Genomic DNA, 21,235 nt, shown 5'->3' with positions numbered 1-21,235 from the left:
CGGGCGTCCATTCTCGCATCGCCGCGCCGTGCCTGCGGTGGCGTCCGTGCCACCGAGCGCGGGCCGCCCGAGCGGCCCGCGGCGTGGAATCAGAAGCGGAATGCCGCCGTGAGCATCGCCGAGCGTGGCGCGCCCGGGTTGTAGCGATAGCCGCTCTTGTTGATCGCGCTGACGTAGTCCTTGTCGAACACGTTGTAGACGTTGAGCTGCAGGTCCAGGTGCTCGTTGACCGGGTAGCTCGCCATCGCGTCGAACACCCACCAGGCGTCGACCTTGGTCGGTGTGCCGACCGCGCCGTCGTTGCCGCGCTTCATCTCGCCGTTGTAACGCGCGCCGCCGCCGAGCACGAGGCCGAACGCCGTCTTGTACGTCGTCCACGCGGTGAACGCGGAATCGGGCGTGTAGGCGAGATCGTCGGAGCCGTCCTGCGAGACATGGCCGCCCTTTTCGACGGTCGCATCCATCTTCGTGTAGCCGGCCGAGACGCTCCACGCGTCGCTGATCTTGCCGACCAGGCCGAGTTCGATGCCTTCGACGCGCTTCTCGCCGACCTGGTAGTAGAGCTGGTCGACCGGGTCCTGCACGATCTCGTTGCTGATGTCGGTGCGGTACAGCGCGGCGGTCAGCAGCAGCTTCGCGTCGAACGCTTCCCACTTCGTGCCGAGTTCGGCGGTCTTCGCCTTCTGCGGATCGAAGATCGGGTTGTCGAGGCTGCTCGCGGACGCGCTGAACGCGAGCGAGTTGCCGCCGGGCGGCTGCTGCGAAACGCCGTAATTGAGGTAGACGCTGCCGTCGGCGGTCGGCTTGTACAGAAGACCTGCCTTCCAGTTGAACAACGTGTCGGACTTGTCGGCATTGGCGCCCGGCACGATCGTGCCCGCGGGCAGGCTGCCGCACGCGGTCGCGCCGCTCGTGGTGCAGACGACCGCGCTGCGGTAGTCGGTGTCGTAGTGGTCCAGGCGCACGCCGACGTTCGCCTGCCAGTGCTCGTCGAACGTGATCGTGTCGAACACGTAGGCCGCCTTGGTGTCGGTGCGGCCGTCGCCGTAGGCGCCGTTGCGGCCCCAGACGAGTCCGCCGACGTTCGCGTCGGGCCGGTAAAGGTTCGCCGCGGGCCAGGTGCTGCCGTTCAGTGCGGCGAGGCCGGTCGAGATCGCATCCTCGCGCGTGAACTCGACGCCGGTGCTGAGGTCGTTGCCGACACCGCCGAACTCCGAATGGACACGCAGGTTCGTCTGGTTGGTGAGGATGCGGTTGGTCAGGTCCTTGAAGTTCGGATTGCTGCGCTTGAGCGTCCACGTCGACGGATCGGCGAGGTCGGGCGTGGCAATGTTCGCGGCGTTGGCAAGGAACGAGGTGATGAGGTACTGCTGGTGCGTGCGGCCCCAGCGCGTCGTGTTGACGAGCTTCATGTCGTCGCTGAAGTCGTGTTCGACGATCAGCGTCGCCATGTCGGTCTTGCTGTCGTCGTGGTCGTCGCGCGTGCCGTAGAAATTGTACGGATCGACGCGCGGCGCAGTGCCGATCTCCGGGCGGGTCGGGTCCGGCGAGGTGTAGCCGGGCAGGCCGATCGTCGGGATCGCGCCGTCGGGCACGTTGTCCTGCTTGAGGTGCAGCAGGTCGAGGAACACGCGCGTCGAGGTGCCGAGCCCGAACGCGAACGTCGGTGCGATGCCCCAGCGGTCGCGCTCGACCTCGTGGCGGCCCGGCACGCCGCTGTCCTGCGCCATCACGTTGAGGCGGAACGCGGCGCCGTCGAGGCCGTCGATGCGCGTGTTCCAGTCCGCGGTCGCGCGCTTCTGGTTGCCGCTGCCATAGGCGACCGTGCCGCCGATGCGATCGCCGAGCAGCGGTTGCTTGCTGACGAGGTTGATCGAGCCGCTCGGCGCGGTGCGGCCGTAGTCGCTGCCGGACGGCCCCTTGGTGACCTCGATCTGGTCGACGTTGAACGTGTCGCGCGAGATGCCACCGAGGTCGCGCACGCCGTCGACGTAGATGCTGCTGGAAGTGTCGAAACCGCGCATGTAGACCGCGTCGCCTGTCGAGGTGTTGCCGTTCTCGCCGGCGTAGAACGTGCCGACGCCCGCGCTGTTGCGCAGCGCTTCGGCGAGCGTCGTCGCCGCCTGTTCCTGGATCAGGTCGGCGGCGATGATCTGGATCGTCTGCGTCGTGTCGACGAGCGGCTTGAGGTATTTCGGGCCGGCGAGCGTGTCGACTTTGTAACCCTGGACCGCATGCCCTTCGACATTGACGGTCGGCAGGCTGTTCGCGGCGGCCGCATCGGCCGCCTCCGCATCGGCGTCGGCGGCATGCAGCGGCGACATCACGAGTGCGATGCCGGTGGCGAGGGTGGCGGCGGTGGCACGCGGGCCGCGTGCGACGACGTGCTTGCGGCTCTTGATGTAAGGCATGGACAGCTCCGTTCCGTGCGATGCGCCGCGCGCCGCATCGTGGTCGAGGCGCGACGGCGAAGTTGCAGACAGCTGCCGCCGGGTGCGGCTCCAACGGTCGCCCGCGAACGTCGGCGGACGAGCGGAGCGTCTCCCCTGGGTGGCGTCCGATCGCCAAGAATTAGAACCTAAATGAGAATGATTAGCAATAAACAATTCGTGTGGTGTCATGAAAACCGCCCGCGCGCGACCCGAGATCGAATCCGTCGGCGCGGTCGGTCGGCCACGGCGTGGCCTGCAACGAGGGAAGGAGGGTGTAGGAACGCACCCTGTGCGCGACGGCGACATCGAAATCCTGCGGCGACAGGGCGCCCGCAGGCTGATCAGCGCGACGCCGCCACGAATTTCACGAGCACGAGCTCGCCACCGCCTTCGAGCACGAGCCGCTGGCCGCCTTCGCGGAAATCGGCAAGGAGCGAAGCGCCCGCCTCGAGGTCGAGCGTGTTCCCCTCGCTGCGCGCGGTCGCGTGGCCGGCGAACACGTGCACGAACCATTCGACGCCGCGCTCGGGGAAGATCACCATCGAGCCGACCAGCGGCCGCGCGATCACCTCGGCACGCACCGCATCGCGGCGCGCCATCACGTTGAAGTCGCGCGTCGGCCCGGCGACGAGGCGGCAATCGACCACCGCCTCGCCGTCGAAATGCACGCGCTCGAAGCGCTGCACGAGCCGGCGCGTCGGCGCGTCACCGATGTCGAGCTCGATGCCGTTGCCCTCGAGCAGGAGCAGGTCGCGCTCGACGCCCGGAAAGGACGAGAACGGCCCGTCGCTCTCGATCTCGGCGATGCTGATGCGCCAGCGGAATTCGTCACCGCCGCTGCGCGCGATCTCGGTGGTCCAGCCGCCGTCGTTCTTCCAGCGCGTGCGCTGGTGGGAAGATGCCGGTATCGCTTGCAGTCGGTCCATGCGGATCTTCCGTCGAACGGGTAGGACGCCGCGACCCGATGCGATCAGCGCGTGCTCGCCGGCGGTTCCGGCGGATGGTAACTGTAGACGAGCGTCGCGTGGCCGAGGAAGTCGATCGTCGTCGCCTGCCGGCCGCCGAGGCGGCGCGCGACGCGTTCGGACGCGCTGTTCTCGGCACGGATGAGGCTGATCGCACGCGGCGCGTGCAGCTGCTCGAACGCGAAGTCGAGCGCCGCACGTGCCGCTTCGGTCGCATAGCCCTTGCGGCGATGTTCGGGCACGAGCATCCAGCCGAGTTCGAGGTCGGGCCAGCCTTCCGGATAGTGCAGGCCGACGCGGCCGATGAACTCGCCGCTGTCGCGCAACTCCACCGCCCACATGCCGCAGCCGCGCAACGCCCAGTGCCCGAGCAACATCGCCATCGAACGCCATGCGTTCATGCGATCGAGGGGCTGGCCGTCACCGACGAAACGCGTGCTGCTCGCGTCCGCGAGCATCGCCGCGTACGCCTCGAAATGGCGTTCGCCGAGCGCGCACAGGCGCAGGCGTTCGGTCAAGAGCGTGGGGATTTCCATCATCGGCGGTTCAGGCGACCAGCGCGGCGAGTGCCGCGGTCGAAGCGCGCAGGCTCTGCTGCCAGTCGTAGCCGATGATGCGCTCACCGGTGTGCGCGTCGCGGAAATCCTCTTCCTGGCCGGGCGCGAGCAGGTGGCGATAATCGACCGTGATTTCGGTGCCCGCCGGCAGGTCCGCCGCCGCGAACACGAAGCCGAGGTGCCATAGGCCACTCGGCGCGAACGCGTGGTTGATGTAGCACTCGTCCGGCCACTCGGGCGTCACGGTGTAGCGGTCCTCGAACCAGCGCACCGTAGCCGGCAGAAGCTGTGGCGCGTCGGGCCGCGCGCTGATTTCCTCGAAGGTGTAGACGCGGGGGATCGCATCGGGCGCGGTAATGAGGCGCCCACGCGCGACCGGCTCGTCGAGGAACAAGCCTTGTCCTGCGCCCGCGATGAGAGACGGGCCGATGTGGTAACGCGGGAGGATCATTGCGTGCGACCGCCGTTCGGCGGGGCGCGAGTCTAGCAGAGTGTCGCCTTCGTGCCGCGTGCCGTCCTCTCGATCCGCGGGAGCCGCGCCCCGCAAGCGGCACCCGCGGGCCGTCAGGGGCCGCGGAACATCGGCGGCGACGGCTGTGGCGTGCCTTCGACGATCACGATCGCGTCGCGGTTCGCCTCGATCGTCTTGCTGCCGATGCCCTTGACCTTGCCGAGGTCCTCGATGCGCGCGAACGGGCCGTTTGCCTTGCGATAGGCGACGATCGCCTCGGCCTTGACGAGGCCGATCCCGCTGAGCGATTCGGCCAAGGTTTTCGCATCGGCATGGTTGATGTCCACCTGTGCGACAGCGACCGCCGGCAGCAAGAGCAGGCAGGAGAAGCAGAACAGGAACCGGCGGAACAGCTTCATCGATGCGGTGGTACGGCGGCCGCGCGGCGCGGCGCAATGGAAGCAGTCTAGGAGAGCGGCACGCGGCGGGGGAGCGTCGTGGTGCACATGTCGCTGTAGGCGAGGGGCGATGTTTCGCGTAGGAAATTTCCTACAGTGGCCGCGAGGGCGCGGTTCACCCCGGATCCAGCGGCAGCGCGAGCCCGCGCTTGAGCGTGCCGAGCACGACGCGCGTGCGGTAGCGGCGCACGTTCGGGTTCTCGGCGAGCAGTCGCTGCATGAGCTGCTCGTAGGCATCGACGTCGCGCGCGGTCACCACGAGCACGTAGTCTTCGTCGCCGGTCACATACCACGCCTCCTGGATCGCCGGCTCGCGTTCGATCCAGCGCTTAAGGCCCGCCACGAGCTCGTTGCGATCGCCGTCGACGACGAGGTCGACGATCATCGTCAGCGGCCGGCCGACGCTGCGCGGATCGAGGATCGCGACTTCGCCCGCGATGACGCCTTCCTCGCGCAGGCGCACGACGCGGCGCTGCACCGCCGACGCGGACAGGCCGACTTCGGCGCCGATCGTCTCCGACGCAAGGCGAGCATCGCGCTGCAGCAGGGCGAGGATCGCGCGGTCGAGTTTGTCGAGGGTTGCGGGCATCGTGCGTCGAAGATCGGGAACGCGCGCGAAAGTCGCGCGATCGCGCCGGCATACGCGGCCGCGCCGCGCGGGCGGACTCTAGCATGGTCGCCATGTCCTACGACCCGCGGCGCGCCGCACGACCGATGCCCCCACGGCTCGACATCGACGCCATCGAGGCCGCGCGCGGCCCCATCGACCCGGCCCATCTCGATACGCCCGTCGCGACGAGCGCGGCGCTGGATGCCGCGCTCGGCTGCCGGCTGCTCGCGAAGGTCGAAACCGGCAATCCGATCGGCTCGTTCAAGGGTCGCGGCGCCGACGCGTTCGTCGCCACCGCGCTCGCACCCGGCGAGGCCGTCGTGTGCGCGTCCGCGGGCAACTTCGGCCAGGGCCTCGCCCCGGCCTGCGGGCGGCGAGCCCACGCCTGCATGGTGTTCGTGTCGCGTCACGCCAATCCGCTCAAGATCGACGCGCTGCGTCGCTTCGCGGCCGACATCCGCATCTCCGGCGACGATTTCGACGCAGCGAAGGACGCGGCGCGTGCGCACGCGCAAGCACACGGACTGCGCTACGTCGAGGACGGCGCCGAGCCCGCGATCGCGCAAGGCGCCGGCACGATCGGGCTCGAACTCGCCGCCAGCCACGCGTTCGACGCGATCACCGTGCCGCTCGGCAACGGCGCGCTCCTCGCTGGCGTGGGGAGCACGCTGCGCCGTCGCGCGCCGCAGGTCGAGATCGTCGCGGTCGTGGCGCGTGCGGCGCCGGCGATGCAGCGCTCGTTGCTCGAGGGTCGCGTGGTGCGGACCGCGGATGCCGCGACGATCGCCGTTGGCATCGCGGTGCGCACGCCGATCGCGGCGACGCTCGACCTGCTGCGACGCTGCTGCGACGACGTCGTCGATGTCGCCGAGCAGCACCTGCTCGAAGCGATCGTGCTGCTGCATCGCCATCTCGGCCTCGTCGCCGAACCCGCGGGTGCGGCCGGCGTCGCCGCCGTGCTCGCGCAGCCGCAGCGCTACGCCGGCCGCCGCGTCGCGACGATCGTCTGTGGCGCGAACCTCGCCGCACCGCTGCGCGCGCTGCTGATCGATGCATCACCCTCGTCCGGAAAAACACAGTCATGATGAAACTCCTCTACCAGTCGCACTCGCCCTACGCGCGCAAGGTGCTCGTCGCCGCGCACGAACTCGGCCTCGCCGGCGAACTCGAAGTGATCCACCACGAAACGAGCCCGCTGCTGCCGAACGACGCCGTGTCGGCGCGCAATCCGCTCGGCAAGGTCCCCGTACTCGTGCTCGATGACGGCCTGGTGCTGTTCGATTCGGACGTGATCTGCGCCTGGCTCGACGGCCGGCACGGCGGCTCGCGCCTGATACCCGCGGATGTGCGGCGGCGCTGGCGCGCACTGCGCCTGCAGGCGCTCGCGCAGGGTGTCGCCGACGCCGGCATCGCGGTGCGCTGGGAAACGGATCGGCGGCCGCCGGAGCTGCGCTGGGGCGCGCTGCGCGACGGCCAGTTGCGCAAGATCGCGGCGGCCTGCGACCTGCTCGAGGAGGAGCTCGACGACGGCGACGGCGACGCGCCCGACATCGGCGCGATCGCGATCGCGACGGCGCTCAGCTGGATCGAGTTCCGCCGCGTGTATGCCTTCCGCGCCGGCGGGCCGCGCCTCGCCGCCTGGTACGCGCGCATCGACGCACGCCCGTCGATGCGTGCGACCACGCTGTCGGGCGACACGCGCGACCACTGAGCGGTCGACCCCTCGAACACGGAGACTGCACGATGCGCTCGTACTGCAAGGGCCTGCTGTTCATGCACGGCCATATCGCCGACGTCGATCTCGCGCGAAGCCTCGTCGACGCGCCGACACCGCTGCCGGTACCGCCGCCCGCTACGCGGCGTTCGCCGCTGCGGCGCCTCGCGGACCTGCTCGGCTGGCTCGGTTGCGGCGCGGTCCGCGCCTGGCCGAACTGAGCGCACATCGCTCGCCACAGACGCCGGCACGCGAAGAAAAGGAGCCGATCCGCTACGATCCGCGGCTCGCGCGCCCGTCGCCACGCCCGGGCAGCGGCCGCTGCGCCGCGCGCGCCATGTCCAGCGAACAAGGTGACCAGATGGATTCCAACGCACTCAGCGGTTTCGTCGGCGGCCTCTGGGACGAGCAGATCGTCCCCCAGCTCACCGAGTACATCCGCATTCCGAACAAGTCGCCGATGTTCGACGCGCAGTGGGCCGAGCACGGCTACATGGATCAGGCCGTGGCGCTGATGGAAGCGTGGGCGAAGGCGCAGCCGATTCCGGGCATGCAGCTCGAAGTCGTGCGCCTGCCCGGTCGCACGCCGCTCATCTTCATCGAGATCCCGGGGCAGGGCGATGACACCGTGCTGCTCTACGGCCATCTCGACAAGCAGCCGGAGATGACCGGCTGGTCCGCGCATCTGGGCCCCTGGAAGCCCGTGCTCGACGGCGACCGCCTCTACGGTCGCGGTGGCGCCGACGACGGCTACGCGATCTTCGGTTCGCTCGCCGCGATCATGGCGCTGCAGGCGCAAGGCATTCCGCACGCGCGCTGCGTCGTGATGATCGAGGCGTGCGAGGAATCGGGCAGCTACGACCTGCCGTACTACGTCGATCATCTCGCCGCGCGCATCGGCAAGCCGTCGCTGATCGTCTGCCTCGATTCGGGCTGCGGCAACTACGACCAACTCTGGCTCACCACGTCATTGCGCGGCCTCACCGGCGGCAACCTCACCGTCAAGGTGCTCGAGGAAGGCGTGCATTCGGGCGACGCCTCGGGCGTCGTCGCATCGAGCTTCCGCATCCTGCGCCAGGTGCTGTCGCGCCTCGAGGACGAGACGAGCGGGCGCATCAAGCCGCAGGAACTGCACGTCGAGATCCCGGCGCAGCGCGTCGCCCAGGCGCAGCGCACCGCGCAGATCCTCGGCGACGCGGTGTATTCGAAGTTCCCGCTCGTCGACGGCATGCAGCCGATGAACGCCGACCTCGCCGAGCTCGTGCTCAACCGGACCTGGCGCCCGGCGCTGTCCGTGACCGGCATCGGCGGCCTGCCCGCGCTCGATTCGGCCGGCAACGTGCTGCGCCCGTACACCGCGGTCAAGCTGTCGCTGCGCGTGCCGCCGACGCTCGATGCGGCGAAGGGCGGCGAGTTCCTCAAGCGCCTGCTCGAGGCCGATCCGCCGTACGGCGCGAAGGTCACGTTCGATCTCGAAAAGGCCGGTAGCGGCTGGGAAGCACCGGCGCTCGCGCCGTGGCTGGAGTCCGCGGTCGACGCGGCCTCGCAGCAGTTCTTCGGCGCGCCGGTCGCCTATAACGGCGAGGGCGGCTCGATCCCGTTCATGGGCATGCTCGGCGAGAAGTTCCCGGGCGCGCAGTTCATGATCACCGGCGTGCTCGGCCCGCATTCGAACGCGCACGGCCCGAACGAATTCCTGCACGTGCCGACCGGCAAGCGCATGTCGATGTGCGTCGCGAAGGTCGTCGCCGAACACTACGTCGCGAGCAGCCAGGGACTCACTCGCGGCGTCGCCGCGAGCCACGCGCACACGGTCAAGGGCGAAGACGGCTGCTGCGACTGACGGCGCTTCGTCCGGCTGCAGAGCTTTTGCCGCTGCGTCTGGGATCCCGCCAGCGCGCGGACAGGGCGCGGCCGCATGGATGCCATCGCGTGCCCGCGTTCGCGCCGATGCGCGAGCGAGGCTGTCGTAATGGAGGCTCTCATGACCGTGATCGTGCGCACTGCGCGCACCTACGACGCCGCGGCGATCGCCGGGCTGTGCGATGAACTCGGCTATGCGTCGACGCGCCAGCAGGTCGTCTGCCGGCTCGCCGCGATCGAGGCCGCCGGGCAGGGCTGCGTGCTCGTCGCCGAGGACGCGAACGGCGCGCTGGTCGGCTGGTTGCATGTCGGCCAGGTCGCGTCGCTGACCAGCGATGTCGAAGGCGAGATCCTCGGGCTCGTCGTGCGCGAAGCGGCGCGCGGCAGCGGCATCGGTGCACGCCTCGTCGAGGCGGCCGAACGCTGGGCGCTCGCGCATGGCTGCACGCGCATGCGCGTGCGCAGCCGCGTCGAGCGCGAACGTGCGCACCGGTTCTACGAACGCGCCGGCTACGCGCGCGTGAAGACGCAGGTCGTGTTCGGCCGGCGCGTGGCCTCGCCGCTCGAAGATTAGCGCGGCTCGAACCCGAAGGCCGGGCCGTCGGTTGCGAAGACGCGCGTACCGCAGTATGGGCTCGAGCGCGTAGCCCGCGCCGGGTCAGTCGACGAGGCGCTTGCGCACGGCGTAGCGCACGAGTTCGGCGCTGTTGCGCACGCCGAGCTTGGCGAGCACGCGGCTGCGGCGGTTTTCGGCCGCTTTCGCGCTGATGTCGAGCTTGTTGGCGATCTCCTTGATCGTGAGGCCGTCGACGACGAGATGCAGCACCTCGCGTTCGCGGTCGGACAGCGCCCCGTATGGATCCTCCGGCTGCGGGTGCTTGAGCTGGCTGGCGAGGATCTTCGTCGCGTACGGCCCGAAGTAGACGCCGCCGGCCGCGATCGTGCGGATCGCATTGAGCAACTCGTTCGTCGCGGTATTCTTCACGAGATAGCCGGATGCGCCGGCGCGCACCATCTGCACCGCGTATTCGTCCTCCTCGTGCATGGTCAGCACGAGCACCTTCGTGCGCGGCAGTTCCTCGGTCAGGCGGCGTACGACGTCGATGCCGGACAGGCGCGGCATCGAGATGTCGATCACCGCGATGTCGGGTTGCAGCGCGAGCGCCTGCTCGACGGCGCTGATGCCGTCGCCGGCCTCGCCGATGACGACGCAGTCGCCACTTGCTCGGAGCATCGCGACGAGGCATTCGCGCAATACGGTATGGTCATCGGCAATCAGCAGGCGGATCATGGACTCGCTCCCGGGGAGGCATCCGATAGCGGGAAATGCGCCGTGATGCCGAAACCGGCACCCGGCGAGGATTCGAACCGGAGTGAACCGCCGAACAGGCGCACGCGGTCGCGCATGCCGCCGAGGCCGCTGCTGCTGCCGTGGCGTCCGCGCGCGAGCGCGGCCTCCATGTCGCAGCCGCTGCCGTCGTCGCGCACGCGCAGGGTCGCGCGTTCGCCGCGGCCGTCGAATCCGATCGCGACATGGCGCGCCGACGCGTGCTTGGCAGTGTTCGCGAGCGCTTCCTGCACCAGGCGGAACACCAGCGTCGAGCGGTCGGCGTCGATGCCCGTCGGCGATGCGTGGTATTCGAGGTGCACGTCGATCGCATGCGTTTCGGAGAAGGAGCGCGCGAGCCAGCGCAGCGCGGGTTCGAGGCCGAGGTCGTCGAGGATCTGCGGGCGCAGCATGCGCGACAAGGCGCGTGTGTCCTGCAATGTCGCATCGCCGATCGACCATGCGTGTGCGAGCTCGTCGCGCGTGCGTCGGCAGCGTTCGTCATCCGGCAGCGCGGCGAGCGCTTCGCTGATCAGGTGCAGCATCGCGGTGAGGTTGTGGCCGACGCCATCGTGCAGTTCGCGTGCGAAGCGGCTGCGTTCCTCTTCCTGCACGTGCCAGACCGAACGCGCGATCCGCTGGAACGAGGCCTGGCCCTGGCGCAGGCGGTCGGCGAGCGCCTCGTGTGCCTGCAGCAACTCGGCGAGCTGGGCGCGCATCTCGTTCGGTGCGGGTGGATCAGTGCGCATCGCCGCCTTCCTCGCGCAGGCGCCGGTCGAGGCGCTGTTCCAGGTTCGCGCGCGCGCCTTCGGGTGCGTCGGCGACGAGTTCGCTGCGTGCCCTCGCCGCCGCCGCGGTCGCCGCGACGGCTTCGGGAGCGCCGGGAGCGAACGCGCGCGCGCCGAGCGCATGCACGAAGGTCGCGCCGGCCGCGCGGCCGGCCACCTTGAGCAGCGGCAGCGCTTCGCGATAGCGCCGCGCGGCCGTATCGCGATCACCCGACTGCAGCGACGCGCCGATCTCGAGTTCGAGCCAGGCGAGCCGGCTCGGCACCTCGGCGAGTTGCGACGCATCGGTGCGCAAGGCAGCGAGGGCCGCCATCGCACGCGTCGGCTTGCCCGGCGTCGCGAGGGCGAGCCGCACGCGCTGCAGGCGTATCTCCACCGCGACCTTGCCGCTGTGTGCCTCGGCGGCGGCCGCCGCCGCTTCGTCGAGCTTCGCCGCGGCGGCGGCGAGATCGCCGCGTGCCTGCCACTGCAGGGCCGTGATCAGCAGGAGCATCGCGCGCTGGTCGGCGTTGGCCTCGTCGGACGCCACCTTCGCGAGTGCGGCGTCGGTCGCCGCTTCGTCGCCGAGCGCGCTCGACAGGCGCGCCTGCAGCAGTGCCGCCTCCACCTGCATGCGCCGGTCGCCGCGCCGCACGGCGATCGACTCGGCGCGCGCGGCGTGGTCGAGGCCATCGCCCCAGCGGCCCTCCGCGAGCGAGAGTTCGCCGAGGTCGAGGTGCGCCGCGGAGGCCTCCTCGCCGAGCTGGCGATCCTCCGCGTCGCGCAGCGTCTTCTGCAGGCGCTCGCGCGCGGCCGCGAAGTGCCCGCGCGCGATGTCGAGTAAGCCGATGCTCTGCTCGACCCGCAGCAGGCCGTTGTTGTCGTCGAGCTTCTTGTAGAGCGATTCGGCCTGCTGCCAGTAGACCAGCGCATTGTCGAACTGGCCGAGGCGGAACGAGCTGAAGCCGACGTTGTTGAGGCTTTCGGCGACCTGGTCGGGAAGGTCCAACTGCTGGCGCAGCGCGAGCGCCTCGCGGTAGGCCGCGAGCGCGGCGGCATCGTCACCACGTTCCTCGGCGATCACGCCGCGGTCGTTGGCAAGGTCGGCGAGGCTGGCGCGGTCGCCGCTGCGCTCGAGCATGTCCTTGACGCGATCGAGCGTGCGTTCGGCCGCCTCGCGCTCGCCGCGCTCGGCCTGCACGATCGCGAGGTTGCGCAAGGTCTTGCCGAGGCCGACCGTGTCGCCGAGCCGCTCGCGCGTCGCCGCCGCACGCGTGTACTGCTCGGCCGACGCGTCGAGCTGGCCGAGCCGTTCATAGCCGATCCCGAGCGCATTGCGCACCTCGGCCTCGGCGGCCGTGTCGCGCGAACGCGTATCGAGCACGAGCGCGCGCACGAGGTAGTCGTCGACCGCTGGCTGCGCCTCGCCCTGCTGGATCGAGGTGCGGCCGAGCAGGAACCATGCGCGCGCATCCTGGTCGTCCTCCTTCACGTAGTGGCGCAGTTGGGCGAGCGCGCCGGCGCCGTCGCCGTCGGCGGCGAGCGTTTCCGCATCGAGCAGTGCGAGCACGGGATCGTGCGGGAATGCGCGCCGCGACGCGTCGAGCAGGGCGCGCGCCTTCGCACCGTCCCCCTGCGCGCGCACGCGCAGTTCGCGGCCGAGCGCACTGTCGTCGCGCGCGAAGCGCTGCAGTACTTCGGCGCGCGTGTTCTCGGCCGGCAGTTCCTGTTGCGCCGCGACCTGGGCCTCGAGCAGCGCGCGTGCGACGAGCGCACTCGCCGGATCCTTCGCGGCGAGTGCGGCGAGCGTGCTCGCGGCCGGTTCGGGCTCGTGCCGGTCGAGCGCCACGAGTGCGCCACCGAAGGCGGCGAGCGCGTCGGGCGCCAGTGCCGGCGCCATACCCGCATGCTGCCCGGTCGTCGCGAACCATTTCGTGGCCGCGTCGCGATACGTGGCGAAGAGTTGCGCCGCGTCGGCGCCACGCACATCGACGACCGGTTCGCTTGTCCGCGACGACGGGTCGGCCGACCAGAGCTGGAGGTGCAGCGATGTTCCTTCGCGCGCGAGCGTGCCGTGCATGAGGCGCGTCGCCTTGGCCGCGCTCGCGACGTCGCCGAGGCGGCGCAGCAGCACGTCGCGCGGCTGCTCCGGCGCGACGCGTGCGAGCGCATCGAGCACGCGCCGGCGCGGCACCGAGGCGGCGCCCGCGTCGTTGCGCAGCCAGGTTGCGAGATGTTCGTCGAGGCCGCGCGCGATCTCGGCGAGTTCGGCATCGCCTGCGGCAGCGAAGATCGGCAGCACGCCGATGCGCGGCACGGCAGGCGCGACCACCACGGGCGGCGCGACGGGCCATGGGTGGCGCCAGAGCCATGTGCCGGCGGCGACGGTGGCGAGCAGTACGAGTGCACCGGACAGCAGCACGCGCCGATCGAGCGGCGGGCGCGGCACGCGCCTGGCCTCGAGCGCGCGCAGCGCATCGCGCGCGGACGCGAAGCGGTGCGCCGGGTTGACCTTGAGCAGGCGATCGCAGAACGCATGCAGCCAGCCGGGCAGGTCCGGTCGCGCCTTGGCCAGCGACGGCGGCGGCCGCAACAGGCGCTGCACGACGGCTTCCGCGGGCGTACCGCCCGAGAAAGGAAGTTCGCCGGCGAGCATCTCGTAGAGGATCAGGCCGACCGCATAGAGGTCGCTGCGTGCGTCGATCGGCGCGCCGCGCGCCTGCTCGGGCGACAGGTATTCCGGCGTGCCGACGATCATGCCGGTCTGCGTCATGCCGGTCGCGCCGAGGATGCGCGCGACGCCGAAGTCGGTGACGTAGGCGTGGTCGCCGTCGCCGAGCAGCACGTTCGCGGGCTTGAGGTCGCGATGCACGACGCCGCGCAGGTGCGCCGCGTGCAGGCCCTCGAGCAGGCCGCGCACGATCGCCGTCGCCTGCCCGGGCGCGAGCTTGCGCACGCGGTCGAGCCGGTGCTCGAGCGATTCGCCGGCGATGAAGTCCATGCTGATGAACCAGCGGCCTTCGTGCTCGGCGATGTCGTGGATGCGCACGACGTGCGGGCTCGACACCTGGCGCGCGAGCAGCAGCTCCTGGCGGAAGTTGCCGAACGCCTCGGGGCGCCGCGCGAGGTCCGGGCGCAGCAGTTTGAGCGCGACGTCGATGTCGAGCGAGAGGTCGTGCGCGCGGTACACGACGCCCATGCCGCCGATGCCGATCATCGCGTCGATGCGGAAGCGCCCGGCGAGCACGTCGCCGACGCGCAGCTCGCTCGCGGCGAAAAAGCCGGTGAGGGTCGCGGCGTCGCTGGGCGGGTCTTCGTTCAGGCCGGCATTCACGCACCCACGATAGCGCAGCCGCCGTGCGCCGCACAGCCGCGCCGGCTTTTTCTACGCCGATGCCTTGCGCAGTTCTTCCCACGACGGCGCGTCGCCGTCCGGCAGCGCGTCGATGAGGCCGGCGATGCGGTCGCGCAGGCGCGCCGCTTCCAGCGCGGTCGCGGCCGCGCCGGCGACGTTCTCCACCAGTTCCAGGTCAAGTTCGGTGACCGGCGGGCCCGGAGTGCGGCTGTCGGCGTAGATGACGCCGGTCGCGCCGTCCTGCATCAGCAGCGGCGTGCAGATGACCGCGCGGATACCCCCGAGGCGCACGCTCGGACGCTGCGCGAGCCAGGGCGAATCGGAGGTGTCGCAACAGACGACCGACTTGCGGCCCGCGAGCGCGCGTTCGACCGCGGCCGCGCTGCCGGCGAAACGATCGCCGGACAGGTCCGCCGGGCGCAGCGCGCGGCTCGCGTGCACGCGTAGCGGCCGTCCCGCGTCGGCGTAAAGCACGAAACCGCGGTCGAGCCCGGACAACTGCAGCACCATGTCGAGCATCTGCGGGATCAGCGTGCTCATGCCGACGTTCGGCTGCTGCAACTGCGCCGACAGCGCCCGCGACACCTCGCGCCGTCCAAGGCCGGCCGAACGGTGGGCGGCGGCCGCGGCATCGTCGATGCGCTCGAACGAGCACTGCACGTCGCCGACCGAGAACCAGGCGGACCCGGCGAGTTCGGCGCTGCGCACCATGTGCCCGTCGACGCGCAGTCCGTTCTTGCTGCCGGTGTCCGACAGCAACCAGGCTTGGCCGCGCCATTCCATCTCGGCGTGGAAGCGCGATACCGAGGGATGTTCGATGCGCAGCTCGCAGGCGCTGGCGCGGCCGAGGCGATAAGTCGTGCCTTCCTCGATCACGCGCACGAGCGCGGCGCCGTCGGGCGGATAGGCGGTCAGGCGCGCCGGCATGGAGCGGTCACGAACCGCCGGCGCAACGCAGCAGGCTGAAGCGCAGCGTGCGCGCGAGGCTCGACAGTTCGCCGGCGTCGTTGACGACGTCGTGCTGGCCGCGCCAGAGGTTGGCGATGTCGATGCCGGCGTGCGCCTCGACGTCGGCGATGAAGTCGTCGAGCGGCCCGAGCGCGTTGGTGCAACCGAGCACCGGATTGATCACCGCGGTGCCGATCGCGGCGATCACGTTGGTGAGCAGCGCGGTGAGTTCGCCGCGCAGGAGGTTGCCGAGGATCGCCGCGGTGAGCCGCAGGGTCAGTGCGGTCGACTTCGGCAGGATCACGACCAGGACCGCGCCGAGGCCGGCATTCGCGTCGTAGCCGACGACGAATTGCGAGAACGCACCGCCGCGGCCGCGCGCGCGGGCGCTGCCCTTGAGTACGTCCTCGGTGACGTCGGCGAACGCGCCGCCGATGGGCGCCTTGAGCAGGCGATACGGGCTGTTGGGCGTGTACACGAGGCGATGCGTATGCACCTCGATATCGTACGTGTTGTGGAACGACAGCACGCCGGTGCCGTCCTCGGACGGCTCGAAGCCGCTCGTGAACAGCGCCGGCGTGCCCGGCGGCTCGATCGTGATGAGCATCGGGAACGCCGGATCGATGCTGACGCCCGCGGGCAATGCGCCCGGAGCCTGCGCCGGATCGAACAGCTCCGCGCCGAGGTTGAGGCTCCGCGGGCTGAGGTTGGTCGGCGTGTCGAAGATGATCGTGACTTCGGCGTCGTACGGCGTGCCGAGTTCATCCTCGAGCAGGATCGTCGCGTGGGCGGTATTGCCGACGACCTCGACGTCGACCTGCGCGAGCGCCGCGCGCGAGCCGAGCAGCGTCGCGAGGAGCAGCGCGCATGCGGGCAGGCGGAGCGATCGAATGGTCATCTGGCCCCCTGGCTCCCGGCTCGGGCAGAGCGCTCGGGATCGATGCACCCGAGTCTAGCGCGTAACCCGCACCGCGCTCACCGCCGGATCGGCGCGAGGGATTTTCCCCGTCTCGGCGAGGGGGATTCCCTTGCGCGATCGCCACGCAATGCGCTCGGCGCACCGTATCGTGAAACCGCGCGGCAGCGATCGGACGGCGGCCAGCGCAATCGCGGACAGGGCGCGATGACGATGGACGACGGGAAGTGAGCAACAGCCAGGACGAGGACAGCCGGCGCAACGACCTGCGTCGCCGCATCGCGGAAGAACTGATCGCGAGCGAACTGCGCCGCCGGCAGCGCAAGCGCATCGACGATGCCTTGCTCGATGCCGCGCGCGAATCGCTCGCCGACGAACCCGCGCCCGATGGCGACCCCGAAGCATCGCCGGACGAAACGCCGGCGGCGGAACCGGACCGCGACTAGCAGGCTGTTGAAAAACAGCCTGCGGACGCGATCCAGGGATGGATCGCTCGCGCGTCGACGACGCACGTCGTTGAATCGCGGAAGCGAGTCCGGACATGCGCCGGACTCGCTGAGTTGAAAAAGCGCTGGATGGCGCCTTTTTCAACATCCTGCTAGCGTGCGGCCCGGGCAGCCTCGGGCCGCGCGTTCAGTGCGGCGGCCGCTGCTTCAGGCCGCTCTTCCAGGCGTACACCGCGGCCTGCGTGCGATCACTGACGTCGAGCTTGCCGAGCACGTTGCTCACGTGCGTCTTGACCGTCTTTTCGCCGATGCCGAGGCGCTCGGCGATCTGCTGGTTGTTGAGGCCTTCGGCGATCAGCGCGAGCACTTCGCGCTCGCGCTGGCTCAGCGAGTCGAGCATCTCCGCGCCCGGTTCGTTTTCCTGGCGCAGCAATTCCATCAGGCGCGCCGCGACGCGCTGGTGCAGCACGGCTTCCCCGCGCGCGGCCTTGCGCACCGCCTCGGCGAGTGCGTCGGCGTCGACATCCTTGAGCAGGCACGAGAGCGCGCCCGCACGCACGGCCTGGACGATCTGCTGCGCATCCTCGAACGAAGTGAGCAGGACGACCTGGGTCTGCGGATTCTGCTCGCGGATAAGGCGCGTCGTCTCGATCCCGCCGCCCGGCATGACCAGGTCGACGAGCGCGACTTCCGGCGATTTCTCGCGGCACAGGCGGATCGCGTCGCCGCCGTTCTCGGCTTCGCCGACGATGGACAGATCCGCGTGCGTCTCGAGGAAGGCGCGGATACCTTGCCGGACCAGGACGTGGTCGTCGGCGATGACGATGCGGATGGGGGCGTTCATGGGTCGGCAGTCTCCACTACCGCGAAGCTCACGGCAACCCGCAGGCCGCCATCGACGCGGGGGGTGAGATCGAGCCGCCCGCCCGGCAGCAGCAGCGCGCGTTCGCGCAGGTTGCGCAGGCCCATGCCTGCGGCGGGCGCCTGGGGTGCGCCGCGGCCGTTGTCGGCGATGACCAGTTCGACGCGTTCGGCGCGCCGCGCGAGCGCGACGTCGACGCGGTCGGCGCCGCTGTGGCGCAGCACGTTGGAGAGGGCCTCGTCGACGATGCGCAGCAGCGATTCCTCGATGGCCGCCGGCTGCGGCGGCACGTCGTCGAGCGTGCTGTGCACGGCGATGCTGCTCAGGTGGGACCATTCGGCCACGCGGGTACGCAGGCGCTCGGCGAACGGCAGCTCGGCGTCGGACGCACGCAGCTCGTCGAGGATCTGCGCGAGTTCCTGCTGGATCTGCTGGGTCAGGCGCTGCGCCTGCTCGAGCCGGTCCGCGACCGCCGCATCGCCGACCACGCGGCGCGCCGTCGCGAGCTGCAGGTTGAGCGCGAAGGCTTTCTGCTTGACCGTGTCGTGCAGGTCGCGGGCGAGCCGCTGGCGTTCGGCCAGGGTCGCGAGCTGCGCGCGCGTGCGCAGCAGGCCCTTGAGATCCAGCGCCATGCGGTCGAGCAGGGTCGACAGCGCGCCGAGTTCGTCGCCGGAGCGATCACCGATGCGGTCGGCGAAGTCGCCGCGGCTCCAGGCGCTCGCCGCGTAGGCGATCCGGTTGAGCCGGCGCGTCACCCAGCCGGCGAGGAAGATCGACGAGGCGATGCCGAACACGAGCAGGAAGCCGAACACGGTCGGCGATTCGAAGCTGGATTCGGACAGCAGGTGGCGCCACGGCGAAGGCAGGTGCAGTTCCAGCGCGAGCCAACCGACGGCATGGCCCTGCGGGTCGTGCAGCGGCGCGAGCGCGCGCCGCAGCCGGCGGCCTTCGTCGCTGCCGGCCAGCGCGACGGCGTGGCCGGCGGCGCGAGCGCGCGCGAGGTCCGCGCCCGACGGCGCGGTCACGTGCGTGCCGCGATCGGTGGGCGAAACGACGCGTTCGCGTCCATCGAGGTCGAGCAGCGCCGCGCTCAATGGCCGGTCGGACAGCTCGAGCAGCAGGTAGGACGCGTCCGGCGTCAGCCCGCCGCGCGGCTGTTGCAGGCGCAGTACCCAGCCGTCGAGCCAGGCCTGTGCGCCCGCGCGCGCCGCGTCGTCGATGCCGTGCAACTCGGGCCAGCGCCGGGCGAACTCGTCGGCACCGGCATCCGCCGCGCGCTCGAGGCTGCCTTCGGCGAGGCCGCGCATCATCTGCTGGAACTCGTGCGAGAGGATCACCGCCTCGACCACGACGAGGGTCGGCAGGGCGAGCAGCGCGTAGAAGAGCGCGAGCTTGACGACGAGGCCGCGCAGGCGCGGGCGCAGCAGGGTCATGGGCGTCGGGGCATGGGCATTCGCGCAAGCATACCCGTGCATCCCGCCGGCGTCCGCGCCTGGCGATCCGGCTGGAGGCTGAGTCCGGATGCGTCGCAAGGCCGTTATCCTCGTGGGTGCGGCGCCCCAGACTTCGCTCTTCTCTCGGGGAGGAGGGTGTCATGCGGAAGTCCGCAGGTATTCGTCGTGTCCGTGCCACGCTGGCCGCGTTCGCGTTCGGCGCATCCATCTGCGCGAGTGCGCAAACGTCGCAGCAACTGGAGCCGGTCGAGGTCACGACCAGCAAGATCCCGATCGCGCTCAGCGATGTCGCCGCGGACGTCAGCATCGTCGGCGGCGACGAACTGCGCGCACTCGGCGCGAACGACCTGCGCACGGCGTTGTCGCTCGTCGCCGGCATCGACATCGCGCCCGGCGGCGACGGCGGGCCGGCCTCGTCGGTGCCGGCGCTGTGGGGCCTGCGCGAATTCGACGCGTTCCTGCTCGTCGTCGACGGCATCCCGTCCGGCGGCGCGTTCACGCCCGCGCTCGCTACCCTGAACCTCGCCAACGTCGAGCGCATCGAGATCGTGAAGGGCGCCGCACCGGTGAGCTACGGCGCGACGAGCTTCGTCGGCGTGATCCACGTGATCCATTACGCCGCGGGCGCGGGGCCGGCGCAGGTCGAGGTGGGCTTCGGCAGCCGCGGCAGTGCGCACGTCGCAGCGGCGATCCCGCTGTCGGGCCTCGGCGACGGCTGGAGCCAGTCGCTGCTCGTCGACGCCGACAAGAACGAACTCGCAACCGATCGGGCCGGCTGGGATCGCGCGCACCTGCTGTATCGCGGTGCGGGCGACGTCGGCGCCGGACGCTTCTCCGTCGACGCCGATTTCACGCAGCTGAAGCAGGACCCGACCAGCCCGCATCCGCGCGAGCACGGCGTGCTGACCGAGCGCGTGCCGCTCGATGCCAACACCAATCCGCGCGGCGCCGAGCAGGACGAGGACCGTGGCCAGCTCGCGTTCGGCTACGTGCTGCCGACCGCGCTCGGCGACTGGAGTACGCGCCTCGCCTACGCGCGCAGCAACGCCGACAACGTGCGCGGCTTCCTGCGCGAGGACTTCGCCGACGACGGCGTCACGCACAATGCGGACGGCTTCCGCCAGCGCGTGCATCGCACCGAGGTGTATCTCGACAGCCACGTCGCGACTGCGCTGAACGAGCGCGCGACGCTGGTCTGGGGCCTCGATCATCTGTACGGCAAGGGCGACCAACGCAGCGACAACTTCGAGTACGCCACTTTGCCGGACGGTTCGAACGCGCCGGACTGGCGCACCTTGCACATCGACGAGGCGACGCGGCTCGACGATCGCCGCAACTTCACGGGTCTCTACGCCGACCTCGAATACGCCGTGACCGACGCGTGGCGGGTCGAAGCGGGCCTGCGCTTCAACCACACGCGCGAGTCGGCCAGCGGCATCGGCGTCGACCTCACCGGCGACGAACCGGAAGTGGCCGAGTCCGGCAGCGACCGGCGCAACGACGATCGCTGGGCCGGCGCGCTCGGCACGAGCTACCGCTTCTGGCAGGACGGCACCGATCATCTCACCGCCTATGCGAGCTACCGCGACACGTTCAAGCCCGCGGTGAAGGATTTCGGCCCCGAACCGGAATTCGACATCCTCGAACCGGAGGACGCGCAGAGTGGCGAGATCGGCTTGAAGGGACGGCATGCGGATGGCCGCTTCGAGTGGGACGTGTCGCTGTTCCGCATGAATTTCCATAACCTCGTCGTCAGCCAGGACGTCGACGGCCTGCCCGGGCTCGCCAACGCGGGCAACGAGCACTTCAAGGGAGCGGAAGCGGAAGCCCGCTGGCGCTTCGACGACGCACTCAGCCTGATCGGCAGCTGGGCTTGGCACGACGCGCGTTTCGCCGACTACGTCCAGGACTTCGACGGCACGCCGACGCAGCTCGACGGCAAGCGGCTCGAGATGTCGCCGACGCACCTGGCGAGCGTCGGCGTCGTCTACGCGCCGGCGCAGGGCCTGCGCGCGCACGTCGTCGCCCCCAACCTCGGCGAACCGGGGTTGAACAAGGGCCACACCCCGCGCGCCGGGTAGTACACGACGAGCGACGCCGGGGGCGGCGA

At 70.5% G+C, this 21,235-nt stretch carries 20 protein-coding genes; 7 read left to right on the top strand and 13 right to left on the bottom strand.

Going from position 1 to position 21,235, the window contains the following annotated elements; genetic code table 11:
* Positions 1-89: 89 nt before the first annotated feature.
* The 6 genes from ACTHK2_RS11635 to ACTHK2_RS11610 form a co-directional block, all read right to left on the bottom strand.
* On the bottom strand, positions 90-2,411 hold the full coding sequence (locus ACTHK2_RS11635; RefSeq protein ID WP_440245878.1) for a catecholate siderophore receptor Fiu: 2,322 nt from the start codon (positions 2,409-2,411) through the stop codon (positions 90-92).
* Between the two features lie 362 nt (positions 2,412-2,773).
* Complete coding sequence (locus ACTHK2_RS11630; protein WP_440245877.1) at positions 2,774-3,358, bottom strand: HutD/Ves family protein; 585 nt, start codon at positions 3,356-3,358, stop codon at positions 2,774-2,776.
* 44 nt (positions 3,359-3,402) lie between these two features.
* The gene (locus ACTHK2_RS11625) at positions 3,403-3,936 is read right to left on the bottom strand and encodes a GNAT family N-acetyltransferase (protein ID WP_440245876.1); all 534 of its coding nucleotides are present in this window, start codon (positions 3,934-3,936) and stop codon (positions 3,403-3,405) included.
* A 7-nt stretch (positions 3,937-3,943) separates the two neighbouring features.
* Complete coding sequence (locus ACTHK2_RS11620) at positions 3,944-4,405, bottom strand: hypothetical protein (protein WP_440245875.1); 462 nt, start codon at positions 4,403-4,405, stop codon at positions 3,944-3,946.
* Positions 4,406-4,518: 113 nt separating this feature from the next.
* Positions 4,519-4,824 carry a ComEA family DNA-binding protein gene (locus tag ACTHK2_RS11615; RefSeq protein ID WP_440245874.1) on the bottom strand — a complete coding sequence of 102 codons (306 nt, stop codon included), beginning with the start codon at positions 4,822-4,824 and terminating at the stop codon, positions 4,519-4,521.
* 154 nt (positions 4,825-4,978) lie between these two features.
* The gene (locus ACTHK2_RS11610) at positions 4,979-5,452 is read right to left on the bottom strand and encodes an Lrp/AsnC family transcriptional regulator (protein WP_440245873.1); all 474 of its coding nucleotides are present in this window, start codon (positions 5,450-5,452) and stop codon (positions 4,979-4,981) included.
* Between the two features lie 83 nt (positions 5,453-5,535).
* On the opposite strand from ACTHK2_RS11610, the gene ACTHK2_RS11605 reads away from it, so the two are divergent.
* From ACTHK2_RS11605 to ACTHK2_RS11585, 5 genes are all read left to right on the top strand, one after another.
* Positions 5,536-6,558 (top strand): threonine ammonia-lyase, encoded by a 1,023-nt coding sequence (locus ACTHK2_RS11605; RefSeq protein ID WP_440245872.1) that lies wholly within the window; start codon positions 5,536-5,538, stop codon positions 6,556-6,558.
* The gene (locus ACTHK2_RS11600; RefSeq protein ID WP_440245871.1) at positions 6,555-7,184 is read left to right on the top strand and encodes a glutathione S-transferase family protein; all 630 of its coding nucleotides are present in this window, start codon (positions 6,555-6,557) and stop codon (positions 7,182-7,184) included. The genes ACTHK2_RS11605 and ACTHK2_RS11600 overlap by 4 nt, the downstream gene beginning before the upstream one ends.
* Before the next feature lie 32 nt (positions 7,185-7,216).
* Positions 7,217-7,408, top strand: coding sequence for a hypothetical protein (locus tag ACTHK2_RS11595; RefSeq protein WP_440245870.1), 192 nt, complete (start codon positions 7,217-7,219; stop codon positions 7,406-7,408).
* Positions 7,409-7,548: 140 nt separating this feature from the next.
* Positions 7,549-9,030 carry a M20 family metallopeptidase gene (locus ACTHK2_RS11590; RefSeq protein ID WP_440245888.1) on the top strand — a complete coding sequence of 494 codons (1,482 nt, stop codon included), beginning with the start codon at positions 7,549-7,551 and terminating at the stop codon, positions 9,028-9,030.
* Between the two features lie 141 nt (positions 9,031-9,171).
* Positions 9,172-9,624, top strand: coding sequence for a GNAT family N-acetyltransferase (locus ACTHK2_RS11585; protein WP_440245869.1), 453 nt, complete (start codon positions 9,172-9,174; stop codon positions 9,622-9,624).
* 84 nt (positions 9,625-9,708) lie between these two features.
* On the opposite strand, the gene ACTHK2_RS11580 is transcribed toward ACTHK2_RS11585, so the two are convergent.
* The 5 genes from ACTHK2_RS11580 to ACTHK2_RS11560 are packed head-to-tail and all read right to left on the bottom strand — an operon-like array spanning position 9,709 to position 16,345.
* The gene (locus tag ACTHK2_RS11580) at positions 9,709-10,341 is read right to left on the bottom strand and encodes a response regulator (RefSeq protein ID WP_440245868.1); all 633 of its coding nucleotides are present in this window, start codon (positions 10,339-10,341) and stop codon (positions 9,709-9,711) included.
* Positions 10,338-11,126, bottom strand: coding sequence for a sensor histidine kinase (locus tag ACTHK2_RS11575; protein WP_440245867.1), 789 nt, complete (start codon positions 11,124-11,126; stop codon positions 10,338-10,340). Before ACTHK2_RS11575 ends, ACTHK2_RS11580 begins: the two co-directional genes overlap by 4 nt.
* On the bottom strand, positions 11,116-14,478 hold the full coding sequence (locus tag ACTHK2_RS11570; RefSeq protein ID WP_440245866.1) for a protein kinase domain-containing protein: 3,363 nt from the start codon (positions 14,476-14,478) through the stop codon (positions 11,116-11,118). Before ACTHK2_RS11570 ends, ACTHK2_RS11575 begins: the two co-directional genes overlap by 11 nt.
* Positions 14,479-14,529: 51 nt before the next feature.
* Positions 14,530-15,426 carry an FHA domain-containing protein gene (locus ACTHK2_RS11565; protein WP_440245865.1) on the bottom strand — a complete coding sequence of 299 codons (897 nt, stop codon included), beginning with the start codon at positions 15,424-15,426 and terminating at the stop codon, positions 14,530-14,532.
* 7 nt (positions 15,427-15,433) lie between these two features.
* Positions 15,434-16,345 carry a DUF6689 family protein gene (locus ACTHK2_RS11560; RefSeq protein ID WP_440245864.1) on the bottom strand — a complete coding sequence of 304 codons (912 nt, stop codon included), beginning with the start codon at positions 16,343-16,345 and terminating at the stop codon, positions 15,434-15,436.
* Between the two features lie 245 nt (positions 16,346-16,590).
* Between ACTHK2_RS11560 and ACTHK2_RS11555 the strand changes: the two genes are divergently transcribed.
* Entirely contained in the window at positions 16,591-16,809 is a 219-nt protein-coding gene (locus tag ACTHK2_RS11555) for a hypothetical protein (RefSeq protein ID WP_440245863.1), read from the top strand.
* A gap of 187 nt (positions 16,810-16,996) precedes the next feature.
* Here the strand turns inward: ACTHK2_RS11555 and ACTHK2_RS11550 are convergent, their stop codons facing one another.
* Both ACTHK2_RS11550 and ACTHK2_RS11545 read right to left on the bottom strand, forming a co-directional pair.
* Positions 16,997-17,653, bottom strand: coding sequence for a response regulator (locus ACTHK2_RS11550; RefSeq protein ID WP_440245862.1), 657 nt, complete (start codon positions 17,651-17,653; stop codon positions 16,997-16,999).
* Entirely contained in the window at positions 17,650-19,104 is a 1,455-nt protein-coding gene (locus ACTHK2_RS11545; RefSeq protein ID WP_440245861.1) for a histidine kinase, read from the bottom strand. The genes ACTHK2_RS11550 and ACTHK2_RS11545 overlap by 4 nt, the downstream gene beginning before the upstream one ends.
* 161 nt (positions 19,105-19,265) lie before the next feature.
* On the opposite strand from ACTHK2_RS11545, the gene ACTHK2_RS11540 reads away from it, so the two are divergent.
* Positions 19,266-21,206 carry a TonB-dependent receptor gene (locus ACTHK2_RS11540; RefSeq protein ID WP_440245860.1) on the top strand — a complete coding sequence of 647 codons (1,941 nt, stop codon included), beginning with the start codon at positions 19,266-19,268 and terminating at the stop codon, positions 21,204-21,206.
* The last annotated feature ends 29 nt before the right edge of the window (positions 21,207-21,235 follow it).

This window comes from Dokdonella sp., from assembly GCF_051958935.1.
Classification (GTDB): domain Bacteria; phylum Pseudomonadota; class Gammaproteobacteria; order Xanthomonadales; family Rhodanobacteraceae; genus Dokdonella_A.
The sequence above is the reverse complement of the archived record's forward strand: the minus strand, read 5'-3'. Positions and strand labels throughout refer to the sequence as shown.